The organism is Desulfurella multipotens (assembly GCF_900101285.1).
Taxonomy (GTDB): Bacteria; Campylobacterota_A; Desulfurellia; order Desulfurellales; family Desulfurellaceae; genus Desulfurella; species Desulfurella acetivorans.
In genome coordinates, this window is record NZ_FMYU01000004.1 from 128,449 (window position 1) to 146,632 (window position 18,184).

Consider the following 18,184-nt stretch of genomic DNA (forward strand, 5'->3'; position numbering starts at 1 on the left):
GCGATGAATTTACAAGCTGAAAAGATTAAAATTCAAAGAAAAAAAGTTGGTTTGACGATTAAAGAGCTTGCAAAAAAAATTGGCTATACGGATGCTTACATTTCTCAAATTGAGAATGGCAAGGTAGTACCATCTATTAAGGTATTAAAAAAGATTGTAGATACGCTTGATCTAAGTTTTAGAGATATTCTGATTTCTAATAGCCAACAAGAAAAGTTTTTTTTCAAAAAAAGTGAGTATTTAGAAATAAGACGTCAAAATAATTCAATTGAAGAGAAGTTGTTATGTTCAAATCTTTCGTTTAAGAAAATGCAACCAACATACAAAATTATTAAACCTAATACTGAGTGTATAATTAATCTAAAGCCTAAAGACGAAAAATTTGGATATATTTTAAAAGGTACGATTGAGTTAGACTTAGATAATAAAATTATTATTTTAAATGAACATGATAGTTTTTATATAACATATCATAATTACATTACAATAAAAAATACAAACACAATTAATGCTGAATTAATTTGCGTGGATTTACCACCAAATATTTGAGGTTATATGGAGAGCATTATTATTAAAAAAAATGAACTTATAAGTACAATAATACTTAACAAACCAAAGCAGTTTAATGCTTTTGATATTGATCTTGCAACGGATTTAAATAATGCACTTAAAGAACTTGATAAAGATGATTCAACTAGAGTAATTATAATTCAAGGTAGTAAAAAGTATTTTAGTGTAAGTATTTCTTTAGAAGAATTACAAAACAAGAGCGTTCAACAAGCAAAAGAATTTGTATATGCCATGAATGAGTTTTATCATACAATTCATCACTTAAGAAAACCTACGATTGCAAGTGTTAGTGGATATGCTGTAGCAAATGGTGCTGGACTTTTGTTTGCATGCGATTTGGCTGTATGCTCAAAATCTACTAAAATTGGTATAACAGCAATTAATGTGGGACTTTGTGGTATTGGAGCAAGTTTGCCTTTGAGGTATTCTTTGAGCAAAAAAATAATAATGGAAATGTTGCTAACTGGAAAAGTACTAAATGCCTATCAAGCAAAAAGAATGTTAATGGTTAACAAAGTAGTTGATGGAAAATTTCTCGAAGAGGAAACCTATAAGCTGGCTTTTAATATTGCTCAAAAAAATAGTAGTGCAATTGAAATAACTAAAATTGGTATTGAAAATCTAACTGATATGGAATTTGATAAGGCAGTTGATTATTCAAGTGATTTATTTAGCTATATTGTGAACCTAGAAGAGACAAAATCAACTTTAATAAAAAAAATAAATAAAAAAAGAGGGGGTAAAAATGATTAGAGTTAGAGATAACCCTGTCTAATTAATAACCATTTATAAATAAATTAAAAATTGATTAATAGCCAAAAGGAGGGGGTAATGGCTGAAAGAGGGATTAGAGAATTTGATGCAAAAAGGATTTTGCACAAAAATTGGGAAAGTTATTTTGGGAACAAATTAATCTACGATTTTAAATCTTTACTCGTAACACAACATACTAATTTCGAAAGCATGGTTTCAGAATATACATGGTTGGATAAAGTACCTTTAGTTGTTAAACCAGATATGTTGTTTGGAAATCGTGGTAAACTAGGACTTGTTTATTTTAAAAAGGAAACACCTGGTGATATATTCTTAAAAGATGCTATTGAGTGGATAAAACAAAAAAGTAAACAAAGCATTAGCATTAAGAGCACAAAAGGTTATTTAACGCATTTTCTAATTGAGCCTTTTTTGAAACATTCAACTAAAGATGAATCGTTTGTAGCATTTTCTATGGATGAAGATGCAGACAATATCTACATGTCTGCTTACGGAGGAATTGACATAGAAGAACATTGGGATAAAACTACATGTTGTAAAATACCCATATTTGCAAGTAAAGAAGAAATTATTTCTATTATAAATTCCAATATTCCAAGTGAGATCCAAAATAAATTAGTGTATGCTGAGTTTGTTGCAAACGCCTACCAATTTTTTAAAGATTTGCATTTTACATATTTTGAGATCAACCCATTAGTTATTTTTGATAATAGGGTTTTTGTTCTTGATTTAGTGGCAAAGGTTGATGATACCGCAATGTATTTAGTGGGAAAAAAATGGGGTGATATAGAATTTACACAAGGTTTTTCTAGGCCATTAAGTAAAGAAGAAAAGTACATTAAAGAGCTTGATAAAAACTCTGGTGCGTCTTTGAAATTAACAATTTTAAACCCAAAGGGTAAAATCTGGTTATTAATAGCTGGAGGTGGAGCTTCTGTTGTTTATGCTGATGCTGTTGCAAACCTTGGGTACGCAGATGAACTTGCAAACTATGGGGAGTATTCTGGTAATCCATCTAGGTCGGAAGTAAGGGAATATACTGAAACTATTCTTAATTTGATGACAAAAGAAAGCATAAATAATCAGAAAAAAATATTACTGATTGGTGGTGCAATAGCAAATTTCACGGATGTTTCCAAAACGTTCGATGGAATTATTGATGCATTTTTTAAATATTCTGAAAAACTTAAACAAACAGGTGTTAAAATATATGTTAGAAGGGGAGGGCCAAATTATTTACAAGGTTTAAATAAAATTAAAAATGCTGCTCTTGAATTAGGTTTAGATATAGAGGTTTATGGTCCAGAAGTGTTTATTACAGATATAGTAGATAGAGCTATTTTAAATAAAGAAATAGAAAGTGGGGTAAAAAATGAATCAAGAATACACATTGTTTGATAGAGGAACACAGGCAATATTTTGGAATTTAAATTTTGATGCTATCCAAAGAATGCTGGATTATGATTATATGATAGGTAGAAATCCAAGCGTAGTAGCTATAGTTGGACCAAATTCTCAAAGGAATTTTGAAAAGTTTTTTTATGGAAACAAAGAAATACTTATACCAATATATGATTCTTTAAAAAAAGCATCGGTTTTTCATCCTCAAGCATCTGTTTTACTTAATTTTGCATCATTTCGAAGTGCATACGAGATTACAAAGGAAGCATTAGCATTAACAAATATTAAAGTTATAGTAATAACAGCTGAAGGTGTACCTGAAAGATTTGCAAGAGAATTATCAATTCAAGCTAAAAAATTAAATAAGTGGATTATAGGTCCAGCATCAGTAGGTGGTATAAAACCCTATGCTTTTAAGATTGCAAATACGGGTGGTGCAGTTGAAAACATAAAACTTGCAAAATTATTTAAAGAAGGAAGCGTAGGTATAGTAACTCGCTCTGGTGGCCTATTAAATGAACTTTTTAATATTGTTTCTCAATATGCTGATGGTGTAGCAGAAGGTATAGCAATTGGGGGCGATAAATTTCCAGGGACAGAGTTTGTTGATCATCTAATTAGGTTTGAGAGAAATCCGAAGATTAAATTTTCTATAATGATAGGCGAGGTTGGTGGTAAAAGTGAGTATAAAGTTATTGAAGCAATAAAGAACAAATTAATAACAAAACCAATTATTGGCTGGTGTATTGGAACTGTCAGTGATTATTTTGGAGGTTCAATTCAGTTTGGACATGCAGGCGCAAAAGCTGATAAAGCATCTGAAAGTGCTGTTCAAAAAAATAAAGCAATGAAACAAGCTGGCATATTTGTTCCAAACGGTTTTAATCAATTGCCATATCTTGTAAAAGAGCTTTACGAATCATTAACAGATAATACAGTAGGTAACTCAAGCCAAGATATTAATATTATAGATTTACCTTTAGATTGCGAAACATTAGTGAAGACAAACAAAGCAAGAAAAAAAACACACTTTGTATGCACTATTTCCAATGATACAAAAGAAGAAATTACTTATTGTAATATGCCTATTACTGAGATTGTAGAAAAAAAATATACAGTAACTGATATTATTGGCTTGTTGTGGTTTAAACAAAAGTTTCCTGTATGGGCAAGTAATTTTATAGATTTGATTATAAAACTAACAGCTGATCATGGGCCAGCTGTTAGTGGTGCCCATAATACTAGAGTTACTGCGAGAGCTGGGAAAGATTTAACTGCTAGCATTGCAAGCGGTATACTAACTATAGGACCTAGGTTTGGTGGCGCAATAGATGCAGCTGCTAAATATTTTAAAATGGCATATGAAAACAAAATGGAACCAGAAGATTTTGTAGAATATATGAAAAATGTAGAAAAGATACCTATACCAGGCATAGGGCATAGAATAAAGTCAACTAAAAATCCAGATAAACGAGTTGGTTTACTTAAAAATTATGTTTTTAATAAATTTCCCACTTGCAAATTAATAAATTATGCTTTAGATGTTGAAAAAGTTACTACATCTAAAAAAGAAAATTTGATTTTAAATGTTGATGGTGCAATTGGCGTTTCGCTCGTAGATATGTTTTGGGCTTTAAATTACAAAAATAAAGATATTGACAATCTTATCCAAAGGGGTGCTTTCAATGCTTTTTTTGTTATTGGAAGAACTATAGGTTTAATAGGTCATTATTTAGACGAAAAACGGTTAAATATGCCATTGTATCGTCATCCGGTAGATGATATTTTATATGATGAAGAAAGTACAATTGAGTATAGCCAGGAAGTTTAACTTTCTGGCTATACTTGAGTATTAGCTATAGTTTTATTAAAATTTAATTAATTATACAAAAAATATATATTTATTTTAAGTACTAATTGAAAATTTGCAAAAATTTACATTTTGTGGTATTTTGGTTTTAGTTAGTTTTAAGGAGGAAAAAGTGGATATCAAAACACTCAAAGACATCATTAAAATTGTAGAAAATAGTCAGTTTGTAGAGTTTAGCTACAAAGATGATGAGCTTGAAATTACGTTAAAAAAGAAAGAAGCTTTTCCCGAAAGTGTTGTAGGCCAGGACAATCTTAGAGTTACTGAAGTAGTTTCACAATACCCTACGCAGTCTATAGTTGCAAAAGGCGCTCAAGAATCAGAGAAAGACCCTAATTTAATTGAAATAAGGTCTCCAATGGTAGCAACGTTTTATAGAGCACCAGCACCAGATGCAAAGCCGTACGTTGAGGAAGGACAAAAAGTAAAAAAAGGCGAAGTGCTTTGTATTTTAGAGGCAATGAAAATAATGAACGAACTTGAGGCTGAATTTGATTGCACCATAGAAAAGATTCTTGTTGAAAACGCTCAAAAAGTAGAATTTGACCAACCTTTATTTTTAGTAAGAAAGGGTTAATTGTAAGGTATGTTTAAGAAAATATTTATTGCAAATAGAGGAGAAATTGCTTTAAGGATAATTAGAGCTTGCAAAGAGCTTGGTATTAAAACTTGCATTGGCTACTCAGTTGAAGATAAAAACTCAATACCTGTTATGCTTGCAGATGAGGCTATCTGCATAGGTCCAGCTCAATCTATGCAAAGTTATTTGAATTTATTTTCTTTAGCTCAAGCTATTCACAATTCAGGGGCAGATGCAGTACATCCTGGATATGGTTTTCTAAGCGAAAATCCTACATTTGTTAAAATTTGCAATGATTTAGATGTTACTTTTATAGGTCCAGATGAAGAAACAATCGCGCGTCTTGCGGATAAGTCTAAAGTAAAACAAATATTAAAACAAAATAATATACCTACGATACCAGGCAGTGATGGTGCGGTAAAAAATCTTGATGAATTAAAATCTGTAGCAAATACAATAGGTTATCCTATACTTCTTAAGGCATCATGGGGTGGTGGCGGCAGAGGTATGAGAGTTGTTCGAAGTGAAAATGAGTTGGTTAATGAATTCAATGCTGCTCAAAGTGAAGCCAAAAGTTCATTTGGCAGAGAAGATATATATGTAGAAAAATTTATAGAACATCCAAGACACATTGAGGCTCAGGTCATTGGAGATAAATTTGGCAATATTGTGCATGTTGGAGAAAGAGATTGTACACTTCAAAGAAGGCACCAAAAGCTACTTGAAGAATCTCCAAGTCCCTATTTAGATGAACAAAAAAGGGCAGAATTTTTAGAAACGGCTGTTAGGGCAGCTTCAATATTAAAATATTGGAATGCAGGCACACTTGAATTTTTATTTGATGAAGAAAAAAATTTTTATTTTATTGAAATCAATACCCGCATTCAGGTAGAACATCCCGTAAGTGAAACAGTTTACGATGTAGATTTAATAAAAGAACAAATTATGGTTGCTTATGGTTATGAATTATCATTTAAACAAGAGGATCTAAAACCAAAATGTTGTGCAATGGAATGCCGAATAAATGCAGAAGATCCAGAAAAATTTATACCTTCGCCTGGTAAAATCGAATTTTTATTTGTACCCAGTGGTGCTCATACTAGAGTAGATTCACATATTTATTGTGGTTATAATGTAAGTCCATACTACGATTCTATGATAGCAAAATTAATAATAAGTGGTAAAACTCGTGAAGAAGTTCGCACAAGAATGTTAAATAGCTTAAGTGAGTTTAAAATAGAAGGGATAAAAACAAACATAAATTTTTTCCAAAAACTGCTATCTTCTGAAGATTTTATAAACAATACTTATGACACAAACTTTATAGACAGGGTATTTTTAAACAATCACAAGTAATTGTTAAAAATCGCTTCTTTAGCAATATTGAGTGTTTCTTTAGCTGCTTGAGAGGCGGTTTTGCTTGATTCTCTAATATTTTCGATAATTTCGTTTTTTTTGTTTTCTTGTAGTTGTTTTCTTTTTTCTCTTATAGGTCTTAATTTTTCATTAAGGTTTTTAATTAGTATTTTCTTGCAATCAGTGCAACCAATAGATGCATTTGCGCAAGAATATTCAATCTCATTGCAAGTTTGCTTATCAGTAAAGATATTGTGAAGCATAAATACACCACATTCTTTTGCTACACCTGGATCTGTTCTTCTAAGTCTGCGCGGATCTGTGAACATTGTTTTAATTTTTTGGGCTGTTTCATCTTCGCTGTCAGCTAAATAGATTGCATTACCGTATGATTTGCTCATTTTTCGCCCGTCTGTGCCCAGTATCTTTGGGAATTCGCTTAAAAGTGGTTCTGGTTCTATAAAGACTTCTTTTTGAACTATATTATTAAAACTTCTAACGATTTCTCTTGTAAATTCTAAATGTGCTATTTGATCTATGCCAACTGGTACGTAGTTTGCTTTATAAATAATAATATCTGCACTCATGAGAACGGGATATCCCAAAAAGCCATAATTTGCGGTTCTACTTTCACCAAGCTGGGCAATTTGATCTTTATAAGATGGTACGCGTTCTAATTTTCCTACTGGCGTTATCATGGATAGCAGCAAAAAAAGCTCTGCATGTTCTTTTACAAGTGATTGTACAAACAGAGTTGATTTTTTTGGATCGAGTCCAAATGCAAGCCAATCTATAATCATTTCAAGTGTGTTATTATAAATTTCTTTTGACTCACTAAAACCTGTAGTAAGTGCATGCCAATCTGCCACAAAATAATGACATTTATATTTATCCTGTAAGTTTATCCAATTTTGTAAAGCGCCATATAAATTTCCCAAATGTAACTTTCCAGTTGGTCTCATTCCACTTAAAACTATTGCCATTTAGCCTCCTAGCAAAAAACTGACAATTGGGTTTGATATAGCTATTATAAAGTTTAAAACACCAAGGAAAAGAAGCAATATTACAATGTACATACCGTAAGGCTCTAATTTTGAATATTGATATGCAAGTCTATTTGGAAGTAACCCAGCAAGTACTCTACCTCCGTCAAGGGGTAAAATAGGAAGTAAATTAAATAATGCAAAAATAATATTAATTTGAACACCATACATACACATAATACGCACATCTTCTAAAAAAACAGATGTGTTATTTCCAAAAGCAAAGAATAATAACCATGAAACTATTGCAAAAAAAATTGCCATTGAAATATTCGACGCAGGACCTGCAATGGCAACAAATATTGAATCCCTTTTAGGATTTTTTAGTGCATAAAAGTTTACAGGTACTGGTTTTGCCCAGCCAAATAGTACCGGTGATCTAACAAATATCAATAATGCAGGCAATAGTATTGTGCCAAATAAATCAATATGAGCTATTGGGTTTAGTGTTAATCTACCAGCTCTTTTTGCTGTGGAATCACCAAAAAGATACGCTACATAACCATGAGAAACTTCATGTATTACTATAGCTAACAGCAAAACAGGCAATGCCAGGATTATGCTTGCATCCAAAGTCCACCCCTAAATCTCACAAATAATGCACTAATTTTTTAAAATTGTCAACTATTCAATTAACACAGTTGACAACTAGATTTGCTTACTATATAAATTCTAATATGAGACTCATAGATTCAAAGGTTTTACAAGAAGTAAGGGTAGTTGGATTTGAATCCGGTTGTAGATCAAAAGAAAGATTGTTACAGCTTGGCATTGTGCCAGGAGTTATTTTGAAGATAAAACGACTTGCACCATTTGCCGGGCCATTGATTGTTTCAATTGAAGGTAGTGATGTAGTGTTGGGCCGTGGTATTGCAAAAAAAATAATCGTAGAAGAGATATGAAAATTGCACTAATAGGCCAACCAAATTGCGGTAAAAGTACAATATTTAATCAGCTTGCAGGGTATAAAAGTATTAGCGCAAATTTTCCAGGTGCTACAGTTTCGTATACCATAGGAAAATTTTACTTTCAAAATAAATCTATTGAGTTAGTTGATTTGCCTGGTACATACTCATTAAGCTGGTATGATGATGCAGAAAAGGAAAGTGTAAAAGCTTTAGCTAGCATGGATTTTGACTGTATTATCAATGTTTTAGATGCATCAACCATTACAAGAGGCCTAGAATTGACATTGGAGCTCATCTCACTTGATAAGCCCATGGTTGTTGCATTAAATATGATGGATGAGGCCAAAAAGAAAGGTATAGAAATTGACATATCAAAACTTGAAGATTCAATTGGTGTAAAAGTAATTCCAGTAATTGCAAAACAGGCAAAAGGTATCAAAGATTTGATTAGCGCAGCCTTAACAGCTCAAAAACCCATTAAAAGATGCATATATTCAAAAAGACTTGAAAGCTTTATAGAAAGTTTGGAGCAATGTCTTAAATCTCAGGCAACTACATTGATTTTGCCTCCAAAGCTTATTGCAATAAAAGCCATTGAAGGTTTTTCTGCATGTGAAGAAATCGTCAGCTGGTATCCAAAGTGTCAAGATTTACTTGAAACTACAAGGGTTTTATTAAACAATGGCGCTGAAATTACAAAAGAAAGACATGCTTTGTGTCTTGATATTTTTGAATATAGTGCAAAAGTAAAAGACTCAAAAGGTTTGCCAATAAGCGAAAAAATTGATGAAATTTTATTGCACCCTATATGGGGTTATGTAAGTTTATTTTTAATATTTATAGCTATTTTTTTTATAGTATTTGAAGGTGGTTCTCCATTTGAGAGTTTAATTGATAAGTTTTTTTCATTTACAGATGAATATTTGCAATCAAACATTCATAATGCGTTTTTGTTGTCGCTAACAAAAGGCGCAATTGATGGCATAGGCGCTGCCATTGGAATTGCTTTGCCTTATTTAGTGCCTTTTTTTGTAATACTCAGCATACTTGAAGATAGTGGATACTTATCTCGTATAGCCTTTTTAATGGATTCATTAATGCATAAAATCGGTGTTCATGGAACAAGCGTAATACCTTTTATTATGGGGTATGGGTGTAGTGTACCTGCTGTTATGGCTACAAGGATAATAAGGGACAAAAGGGAAAAATTTATCAGTGCTTTTTTGGCTACACTTGTACCGTGCGCTGCAAGAACCACAGTAATTATGGGACTTGTAGCATTTTTTATTGGTCCTGTGTATGCAATTTTGCTTTACCTATTAAATCTTGTTGTGATAGGTATTGCTGGAACAATTCTAAAAAAGATATTACCGGGGATTAGTCCTGAGATTTTATTCGATATTCCTCCATATAGAACACCAACATTAAAAACAACAATTATAAAAACATGGTATAGAATAAAAGATTTTGTTTATGTAGCCATACCGCTTTTGGTTGGTGGAAGTATTGTGCTTTCGTTAATTGATTATTTTAATTTTGCAAAATATATAAATTATGTTTTTGCTCCATTTATGGAACTTTTGGGTTTACCTGTTGCTATTGGCATAGTTCTAATTTTTGGTATATTTAAAAAAGAATTAACACTACTTATGCTTGCACAGGCTTTGGGTTTAAGTTCAATTTCTGCTGTTTCAAAAATGCTTAGCGTTGAACAAATCTTTGTATTTACTATATTTGTCATGTTTTACATACCTTGTTTGGCAACTATTTCTACGCTGTATAGAGAAATTAGGCTTAAAGGCACAATTTTAATTACAGTATCAAGTGTACTGATTGCTACGGTATTAGCTTTTATTGCTCATTTGATATTTTTAGTTATTTAGCTGATAAGCTAGCTCAAGTGCTTCTTTGTTTGCAGCAACATCATGTACTCTAAAGATGCGCGCACCATTGAAATAGCTTGCAACATTTGCCCCAATTGTACCGAATAGTCTTTCGTTTACATCTTTGTTTAAAATGTTGCCAATAAAGCTTTTTCTTGATAAGCCAACTAATATAGGTCTGCCAAATACTTTAAAACTTTCTATATTTTTAATTATATCGATATTATGTTTTAGTGTTTTGCCAAAACCAATGCCTGGATCTAAAACAATCTTTTTTTTATCAAAATTATTTTTTAACAATTTGCTCATTGCATTTTCAAAAAAATCGTTGATTTCTGTGATTAAATTTTGGTATATTGGATTTTCTTGCATGGTTTTTGGTTTGCCTTTTATATGCATTATAACGCAAGAATAATTACAGTCCAATATACACTCGCTCATTTTTTCATCAAAAGTAAAACCACTTATATCATTGATTATTGAAACATCATACTCAAAAGCTTCTTTTGCAACACTTGAATTGAATGTATCAACAGATAAAATTATCTGAGGAAATCTTTTTTTAATGGCTTCTAAAACAGGAAATAAACGCTTTTTTTCTTCTTCAACTGGTACTGTTTCACTAAAGGGTCGTGTTGATACAGCACCAATATCAACAATGTCTGCTTTTTCATTTAATATTTGTTCGCACCTAAATAGAGCCTTGCTTACAGTATCATATTTCCCTCCATCGTAAAATGAATCTGGTGTAACATTAAGTATACCCATAATGATATAATTTTTCTTTAGATCAAAGATTTTTTCGCCTACTTTCCATAAAAATTCACCAAAATAGGCGTCTAATTGATTATTTAATTTTTCACCCAGCTCTCTTAAGTCTTTAAAGTTTTGAATTTTTAACTTATTGGAAAATTTATACAGTCTTTTTATGTCACCAAAAACTAAGCAGTCAGTTTTTGCAGTTTTTGCTGTAATAGTATCTTTTGACACACATGCGTCAATACCACATGATAGGGCTTCCTGTTTTATAATATTTGCTATATAAAAATCACAATCATAAATTAAAAAAGAAAGGTTAATTGTTTTGTTTATCATTAGTTCAATGCCAATATCGTCAGCCTTAATATTTTGCATTAATTGTTTTGCCTGATCTTTTGAGTGTATTTTTATTAGATCAAACTTCACTTTGTGGTTCCTTTAAGATTTCATCTATATCAGCTGAAGTTATAACTTCTTTTTCAAGAAGTGTCTGAGCCATTTTTGTAATATGACCTTTATGTTGCAATATGATATTTTTTGTGGTTTGATACGCATCATCTATAATTCTTTTAATTTCTCTATCAATAAGACGAGCCGTATCTTCGCTAAAGTTTTTATGTGTTGCAATCTCTCTACCTAAAAAAACTTCATCTTTGCTTGTAGCGTAATTTAGTGGGCCAAGTTCACTCATACCCCATTCGCAAACCATTTTTCTTGCTATATCAGTAGCCCTTTCGATATCATTTCCAGCGCCCGTAGTTATGGTATTTAACATAACTTCTTCTGATACTCTACCACCTAAAAGTACACATATTCTATTTATTAAATACTCTTTGTCATAAGTATATTTATCGCCTTCAGGAAGCTGTTGCGTTACACCAAGAGCCATGCCTCGCGGTATTATAGTTACTTTGTGGATTGGATCTGTTTTTGGCAAAAGTTTAGCTACAATTGCATGTCCTGACTCATGATATGCTGTAATTTCTTTTTCTTCATCGCTAATAATAACGCTTTTTCTCTCTGGTCCCATAAGTACTTTATCTTTTGCTAGTTCAAAATCTTCCATCTCAACTTCTTTTTTGTTTTTTCTGGCAGCAAAGAGTACAGCTTCGTTTACAAGGTTTGATAAATCAGCCCCAGAAAATCCAGGTGTTGATTTGGCTATTATTTCTAAGTTTACATTTTTAGCAAGTGGTATGTTTCTCGTATGAACTTTAAGTATCTCAAGACGCCCTCTTACGTCAGATTTTGATACAATTACCCTTCTATCAAACCTGCCTGGTCTTAAAAGCGCAGGGTCTAATACATCTGGTCTATTTGTTGCCGCCATTATAATGACGCTTTCGTGCGTTTGAAAGCCATCCATTTCTACGAGTAATTGATTTAGCGTTTGTTCTCTTTCATCGTGCCCACCACCTATGCCAGCTCCTCGCTGTCTACCCACAGCGTCTATTTCATCAATAAATACAATGCAGGGAGCAGAGCGTTTCGCCTGTGCAAATAAATCCCTAACCCTGCTTGCACCAACACCTACAAACATTTCTACAAAGTCAGATCCGCTTATGCTATAAAAAGGTACTTTTGCTTCACCAGCAACAGCTTTTGCAAGTAATGTTTTGCCAGTACCAGGTGGTCCTACAAGCAAGACGCCTTTTGGTATTTTTGCACCAAGTTGAATAAATTTTTTTGGATATTTTAAAAATTCTATAATTTCCTGTAATTCTTCTTTTGCTTCTTCGACGCCTGCAACATCTTTAAAAGTTATAGGGTTTTTGTCAGATGTTATAAGCTGGGCGTTGCTTTTGTTAAACGACAAAACTTTACCGCCTTTTTGCATTTGGTTTGAAAAGTAAAAAAATAATATTAAAAAAACAATCATTGGAGCCCAATACATTAAAAATATATCTAGCATTGTGTTTTTTTCTTTTGGTAGGATATCTATTTTTACATTGTGCTTTGTTAGTAAATCAATAATACTTGGAGCGCTAGCTGGTAAAATATAGGTTTTGTATTGTTCGTTATTTATACTAAAATATATTTCTTTTTCGTCTTTAATCGTAACTTTTTTAATCAGATTTGAATTAACAGAACTAACAAATTCGCTATAGCTCATTTGGTTTTGACTATATTGAGACTTATTGAATATATTAAATAAAATAATAGTCGCTATGATAATACCAAGCCAAATGACAATATTTCTATAATTTACCATCTTTCATTCCTCCCGCTAAATCTTATATCAAAAATTATTGTATTCTTCAAGATAATGTGATATTATTCCAAACTGTGAGAAAGTTTAAATGGACTTTGTTTTTTATATTTTTTTTTGCCATAGTTTCATGTAGCCCAAAAAACACCAGCATGGATATAAATCTACATGGTGTTAACACTGGCAATATAAACCTACTATCACTAAAAGGTAAAGTTATTTTAATAAATATATTTCAAACGGATTGCCCTGTTTGCCAAGAAGAAATTCCTTCTTTAAATAAGCTCTATAATTACTACAAAAATAATAAAAACGTTAAAATCATTGGTATAAGTCTAAATTCAGACGGCTTAAATTCATTTATTGATTATTATGGAATCAGATATCCTGTATATACAATAAACCAATCAGATTTGTCAAAACTTGGAGGCGTTGCTTACACTCCCACTACAATTTTAATTGATAAAAACGGCAATATAATAGAAAGATTTGTTGGATTCAGGGATTTTTATTTTTTAAGCACAAATATAAATATACTTCTCTAAACAAGTTTGCTAAATAGTTTTGTCTTTTCAAGTATTTTTACAATGTTATATAAACTTTCGTTATATGGAGCATTTTTGCCAATTTGTTTTGCCACTTTAACCACATAGCCATTTAGGTATTCAATTTCTGTTTTTTTGCCTTTTCTTAAGTCTTCGCCAACACTTGCTTTCCATACATCTGGTTTAAATTTGCTTGCAAAATCTATTACTTGATCGGCGATTTGGTCTAAATCTATGCCGTGAGGTTTGTCAAATACATCAACAATTTCTCTAGATAGCTTTGAAGAAAATTCAAGTTCGCTTTTTTCGAAGCTTTTAAGGCCAGTTAGAGCATTTATAGTAGCACAGCTACAGTAAAATATAAACTTCCACCATTTTTCACTCATTATGTTATCAACAACCATTGTATTTAATCCACATTTATTAAAATTTTGGGCAAAATACATAGCTTTTTGTTTATTTAAAAAATAACCTATTTTTTGACCGTTGTTCATAAAATTATCTAACACATTGTCGTTTATTGTTGCGCCAATTAAACTTGCAATAGGAAAAATAAGCGTTTTATCAAGTTTTGATAGCAATACTTCTTCTGTGTAAATACCGTTTTGAACTGTTAATATAGGTGTATTTTGTGTGGCTTTTAGAATATTTTCGATGGCATAATCAACATCAAAAGATTTTGTAGCCAGAATAATGCAATCGTATTTTTTATCAATTTTGTCCTTAATATTAAATGTATGTGTATTAACAGTTGAGCCTATCTTGATATTATAAGTTTTTTGTGATGGGTTTTTGCCTATGTAATCAACAGAGTTTTCTTTTTCTAAAAAATATCCCATAAGTAAACCCAAAGCACCGCTACCATAAATCAAAATGTTCATTGCAAACCTCCTTTTATAATTTAAAGCAAATACAAATTTTTGTCAAAAAAATTGACTATAAATAAAAAAAATGTATTTTGTTATCAATGAAGACAGTTTCGCTTGCACTAAGTGGTGGCGCTGCAAGAGGCTATGCTCACATTGGTGTAATAAAAGAATTGGTTAATAATGGTTTTAAAATAAATGCAATAGCAGCTACTTCAATGGGTGCTGTAGTAGGTGCTATGTTTGCAGCAGGCAAATTAAACGATTATGAGGAGTGGGTTAAAAATCTTTATAAACTTGATATTATTAATTTGCTTGATTTTACCGTAGGTGGCGGTTTGATTAAAACGGATAAGCTTTTCAATGTGCTTGGGCAAATGATTGGGCCAAATGTTTTAATAGAAGATTTACCAGTTAAATTTTGTGCTGTTAGCGTTGATATTGTAAATAAAAAGGAAGTATGGTTTGATAAAGGTGATTTGCTTTTTGCAATAAAAGCTTCAAGTGCTATACCATCTATTTTTTATCCAGTTGAAAAAGATGGTCATTTGTATGTTGATGGTGGAATACTAAATAATTTACCAGTTGGTGCACTAAGAAACACTCAAAGTGATTATGTTGTTGCAGTGGATATAAATTCAAATGTTAAAACTAAGTATGACATAACAATACAAAAAGATGAAGAAAAACAGCAAAATTTGCTATTAAAACAATTTAATAAAATTTCAAAAAAATTTAAAAAAGATCAAAAAAAGCAATATTCTATTTTTGATATAGCAGCTACATCATTTGATATAATACAAAACGCTCTCAAATCTTATAGACTGGCTGAAAACAAAGTAGATATTTTAATAGAAATTCCTCAGGATGTTTGTAAAATGTATGATTTTCACAAAGCCTCACAATTAATCCAGATAGGTCAAATTGCTACAAAAAAAGCTCTCGAATTTTATGGAGAAAAAGACATTATATAAGTAAGTTAAATAAATACTTGACAAATCTAATAACTAAATTATTATATTATAAGATTATATAAAAAGGGGTTTTTTATGTTTCGTAAGTGGTTTTTGGTTATTTTAGCAACTTTGTTTTTTGGCTTTTTTAATCTAGCATTTGCTAAACTAGGGATCATTAGCACAGACCAGGCTGCTCAACTAATTAGCACAAATAAAGATATTATTGTAATTGACACAAGAAGCGAAAAAGATTATTTAAACGGTCACTTACCAAAAGCAATTAACTTAACAAATGCTATGTTGAGTGAAAAAAGAGGTGAAGTGGTAGGTTTGGTTCCCCACAATAAGCAACTCGAAGAAAAATTATCAAATTTTGGTTTAAAAAAGGATGCTACCTATATTGTATACTCTGGTGAAAATTTTGATAAACCACATTTCTTTTTAACAAATGCAACGCGAGTTGCAGCTATTTTGTATTGGTCTGGTGTAAAAGATATTTACTACATGGATGGGGGGTATGAGAAATGGATAGATGAGAAAAAGCCAATCGCTAAAGGTGAGTATAGATTGCCTAAATCAAATTTTGTAATTGATAGAAATAGAACAACGGTTTTTTCTTTCCTTCCATTTGTTAAATGGGCATTGAATCATGAAGACCTTGTCCAGTTAGTTGATGCAAGAAATTATGAGCAATTTAGCGGGCAGGATACAAAAGATAAAAGACTAGCAAGATTTGGTCACTTAAAGGGTGCCAAATGGGTTTATGTTGCAAACTATATGCAAAAAGAAAAAGATTATTGGGTTATAAAACCAAAAGCACAAATAGAAAAGGTTTTAGCAGATGCAGGTGTTGATATAAACAAACCAATAATTTCCTATTGTAATACTGGACACTTAGCAAGTGGTTTGTGGTTTATAGGTCAAGCAATGCTCGATACAATGCTTATTAGTGATTATGATGGCTCTATGGCAGAAATCTCTCGTGAAAATGACATACCAATAATAGCACAATAACCCTCCTACAAAGGGCTTAAGACATTAGTTTTAAGCCCTTTGTTGACAATGAAAATTAAATTTAATATACTTTTTTATAGTAAAACCGGAGGTTAAAATGAAAGAAATTATTTTTACTGAAAATGCACCAAAGCCAATTGGACCTTATTCACAGGCTATAAAAGTAGGTGGATTTATTTTTATTTCTGGCCAACTTGGCATTGACAGTCAAGGTAATTTGTTATCAAATACAAAAGAGCAAACAAGGCAGGTTTTAAACAATTTAAAATCTATTTTGTACTCTGCTGGTTCTAATTTAGAAAAAGTTGTTAAAATTACAATATTTTTTACACAAAAAGATGATTTTTCTATAATAAACGAAGTTTATTCTGAATTTTTTACAAAAGAGCCTCCAGCTAGATCAGCTGTTTGTGTAGCAGCTTTACCAAAAGATGCTTTAGTGGAGATAGAAGCCATAGCCCAAGTATAAAAAGGTGAAATGTGTATGAGTATTAAAAAATTACTTAATTTTTCAAATGGATTTTATTTTTTTAGTGCTTTAGTGTTTTTTGCAATTGTGATAATGGCAGGTTTAAATTTAAAAAATATTATTCACAACTTAGATAAACAGATTGTTTACTTAAATAATATTGAATTTATGCTCAAGGTTTGCAAAAAGGCCAGGCAACAAGAAATATTCTTCTAAACCCAAGCGATACAAAGGCTATGCAAAATTACAAAAATGCTTCAATTTCCATGGATAAATCTTTTGATAAGTGTTTTGGTGTTGCAGATTTTAGACAAAAATCTCAACTTGAAAAACTAAAAGAGTTGCTTAAAAAAGATGATATACTGCAACTAAAGGTTCAGGCTTTATCAAGGATAGATCAAAAACAAGCATATAATTTGCTTGTAAAAGAAGAAACGCCTCAGTGGAGAAAAGCAAGATCTTTTGTTTTAGAGCTCATTTCAAATGAAAGAAAAAACTTTGAAAATATTAAGTTGAAAATGGAAAATACAATGGCCATAACCATTGTAATAATAGCCATAGCAATGGTTATAATGCTTGCAGTAGTTTTGGCAGTGTGGAAAGTACTATTTAGTAAAATCTTTAAACCCCTCTCTCATATAAACTCTCTTGTCTCCACCCTTGCCAAAGGTGGTGGTGATTTAACTATTGTATTGCCAAAGGACTCAAATGATGAATTTGGAGAACTAACAGACAATCTCAACAAATTCATATCAACACTTAAAGATATTGTTGGCCAGATTGTTTCAAAGGCAAAAGAAGTCCAATCTTCTGTAAACTCTCTTGCCACTTCAGCTGCTCAAATATCTGCTTCAAGCGAGCAGGTATCATCAAACACAAAAGAGATATCACACGCAACAGAAGACACAGCAAATGCACTATCCGGTATTGCAAGATCAACAGAAGACATAAGGGTATCTTCCGATGAAGCAAAAGAAATAA

At 31.5% G+C, this 18,184-nt stretch carries 19 protein-coding genes; 14 read left to right on the forward strand and 5 right to left on the reverse strand.

The features are described 5' to 3' along the window. Positions 1 to 3: 3 nt before the first annotated feature. From BLQ93_RS03615 to accC, 6 genes are all read left to right on the forward strand, one after another. Positions 4 to 549 carry a helix-turn-helix domain-containing protein gene (locus tag BLQ93_RS03615; protein WP_092128209.1) on the forward strand — a complete coding sequence of 182 codons (546 nt, stop codon included), beginning with the start codon at positions 4 to 6 and terminating at the stop codon, positions 547 to 549. Between the two features lie 6 nt (positions 550 to 555). Continuing rightward, positions 556 to 1,323, forward strand: coding sequence for an enoyl-CoA hydratase/isomerase family protein (locus BLQ93_RS03620; RefSeq protein ID WP_092128211.1), 768 nt, complete (start codon positions 556 to 558; stop codon positions 1,321 to 1,323). A gap of 78 nt (positions 1,324 to 1,401) precedes the next feature. Next, a complete protein-coding gene (locus tag BLQ93_RS03625; RefSeq protein WP_092128213.1) occupies positions 1,402 to 2,742 on the forward strand; it encodes an ATP citrate lyase citrate-binding domain-containing protein in 1,341 nt (446 codons plus the stop codon). Next, the gene (locus tag BLQ93_RS03630) at positions 2,717 to 4,576 is read left to right on the forward strand and encodes a citrate/2-methylcitrate synthase (protein ID WP_092128215.1); all 1,860 of its coding nucleotides are present in this window, start codon (positions 2,717 to 2,719) and stop codon (positions 4,574 to 4,576) included. The genes BLQ93_RS03625 and BLQ93_RS03630 overlap by 26 nt, the downstream gene beginning before the upstream one ends. 151 nt (positions 4,577 to 4,727) lie before the next feature. Continuing rightward, entirely contained in the window at positions 4,728 to 5,192 is a 465-nt protein-coding gene (gene accB / locus BLQ93_RS03635; protein WP_025391599.1) for an acetyl-CoA carboxylase biotin carboxyl carrier protein, read from the forward strand. Positions 5,193 to 5,201: 9 nt separating this feature from the next. Next, positions 5,202 to 6,551: an acetyl-CoA carboxylase biotin carboxylase subunit gene (gene accC / locus BLQ93_RS03640; protein WP_092128217.1), complete on the forward strand. Its 1,350-nt coding sequence runs from the start codon at positions 5,202 to 5,204 to the stop codon at positions 6,549 to 6,551. Here accC and trpS read toward each other — a convergent pair. Together trpS and BLQ93_RS03650 are read right to left on the reverse strand one after the other, a co-directional pair. Continuing rightward, entirely contained in the window at positions 6,542 to 7,534 is a 993-nt protein-coding gene (gene trpS / locus BLQ93_RS03645) for a tryptophan--tRNA ligase (protein WP_092128219.1), read from the reverse strand. The two genes, accC and trpS, sit on opposite strands and share 10 nt — an antisense overlap. Then, positions 7,535 to 8,167, reverse strand: a complete 633-nt coding sequence (locus tag BLQ93_RS03650; protein WP_092128221.1) for a site-2 protease family protein — start codon at positions 8,165 to 8,167, stop codon at positions 7,535 to 7,537. Between the two features lie 104 nt (positions 8,168 to 8,271). Between BLQ93_RS03650 and BLQ93_RS03655 the strand changes: the two genes are divergently transcribed. Together BLQ93_RS03655 and feoB are read left to right on the forward strand one after the other, a co-directional pair. Beyond that, entirely contained in the window at positions 8,272 to 8,496 is a 225-nt protein-coding gene (locus BLQ93_RS03655) for a FeoA family protein (RefSeq protein ID WP_025391603.1), read from the forward strand. Next, complete coding sequence (gene feoB / locus BLQ93_RS03660; protein ID WP_092128223.1) at positions 8,493 to 10,385, forward strand: ferrous iron transport protein B; 1,893 nt, start codon at positions 8,493 to 8,495, stop codon at positions 10,383 to 10,385. The genes BLQ93_RS03655 and feoB overlap by 4 nt, the downstream gene beginning before the upstream one ends. On the opposite strand, the gene folP is transcribed toward feoB, so the two are convergent. Then, complete coding sequence (gene folP, locus BLQ93_RS03665) at positions 10,374 to 11,570, reverse strand: dihydropteroate synthase (protein ID WP_092128225.1); 1,197 nt, start codon at positions 11,568 to 11,570, stop codon at positions 10,374 to 10,376. The genes feoB and folP overlap by 12 nt on opposite strands. Beyond that, positions 11,560 to 13,356: an ATP-dependent zinc metalloprotease FtsH gene (ftsH, locus tag BLQ93_RS03670; RefSeq protein ID WP_092128227.1), complete on the reverse strand. Its 1,797-nt coding sequence runs from the start codon at positions 13,354 to 13,356 to the stop codon at positions 11,560 to 11,562. The genes folP and ftsH overlap by 11 nt, the downstream gene beginning before the upstream one ends. A gap of 149 nt (positions 13,357 to 13,505) precedes the next feature. Here ftsH and BLQ93_RS03675 point away from each other — a divergent pair, with 149 nt between their 5' ends. Beyond that, entirely contained in the window at positions 13,506 to 13,898 is a 393-nt protein-coding gene (locus tag BLQ93_RS03675) for a TlpA disulfide reductase family protein (protein ID WP_143338670.1), read from the forward strand. Here BLQ93_RS03675 and BLQ93_RS03680 read toward each other — a convergent pair. Then, on the reverse strand, positions 13,895 to 14,779 hold the full coding sequence (locus BLQ93_RS03680) for a ketopantoate reductase family protein (protein ID WP_025391608.1): 885 nt from the start codon (positions 14,777 to 14,779) through the stop codon (positions 13,895 to 13,897). The genes BLQ93_RS03675 and BLQ93_RS03680 overlap by 4 nt on opposite strands. Before the next feature lie 86 nt (positions 14,780 to 14,865). On the opposite strand from BLQ93_RS03680, the gene BLQ93_RS03685 reads away from it, so the two are divergent. From BLQ93_RS03685 to BLQ93_RS03705, 5 genes are all read left to right on the forward strand, one after another. Then, positions 14,866 to 15,738, forward strand: a complete 873-nt coding sequence (locus BLQ93_RS03685) for a patatin-like phospholipase family protein (RefSeq protein WP_092128231.1) — start codon at positions 14,866 to 14,868, stop codon at positions 15,736 to 15,738. A gap of 75 nt (positions 15,739 to 15,813) precedes the next feature. Next, positions 15,814 to 16,734: a sulfurtransferase gene (locus tag BLQ93_RS03690; RefSeq protein ID WP_092128233.1), complete on the forward strand. Its 921-nt coding sequence runs from the start codon at positions 15,814 to 15,816 to the stop codon at positions 16,732 to 16,734. Between the two features lie 97 nt (positions 16,735 to 16,831). Continuing rightward, on the forward strand, positions 16,832 to 17,203 hold the full coding sequence (locus BLQ93_RS03695) for a Rid family detoxifying hydrolase (protein WP_092128235.1): 372 nt from the start codon (positions 16,832 to 16,834) through the stop codon (positions 17,201 to 17,203). Between the two features lie 15 nt (positions 17,204 to 17,218). Then, positions 17,219 to 17,419: a hypothetical protein gene (locus BLQ93_RS03700; protein WP_092128236.1), complete on the forward strand. Its 201-nt coding sequence runs from the start codon at positions 17,219 to 17,221 to the stop codon at positions 17,417 to 17,419. Between the two features lie 20 nt (positions 17,420 to 17,439). Then, positions 17,440 to 18,184 (forward strand): HAMP domain-containing protein (locus BLQ93_RS03705; protein WP_159427480.1); only part of this gene is annotated, 745 nt, incomplete at its 3' end.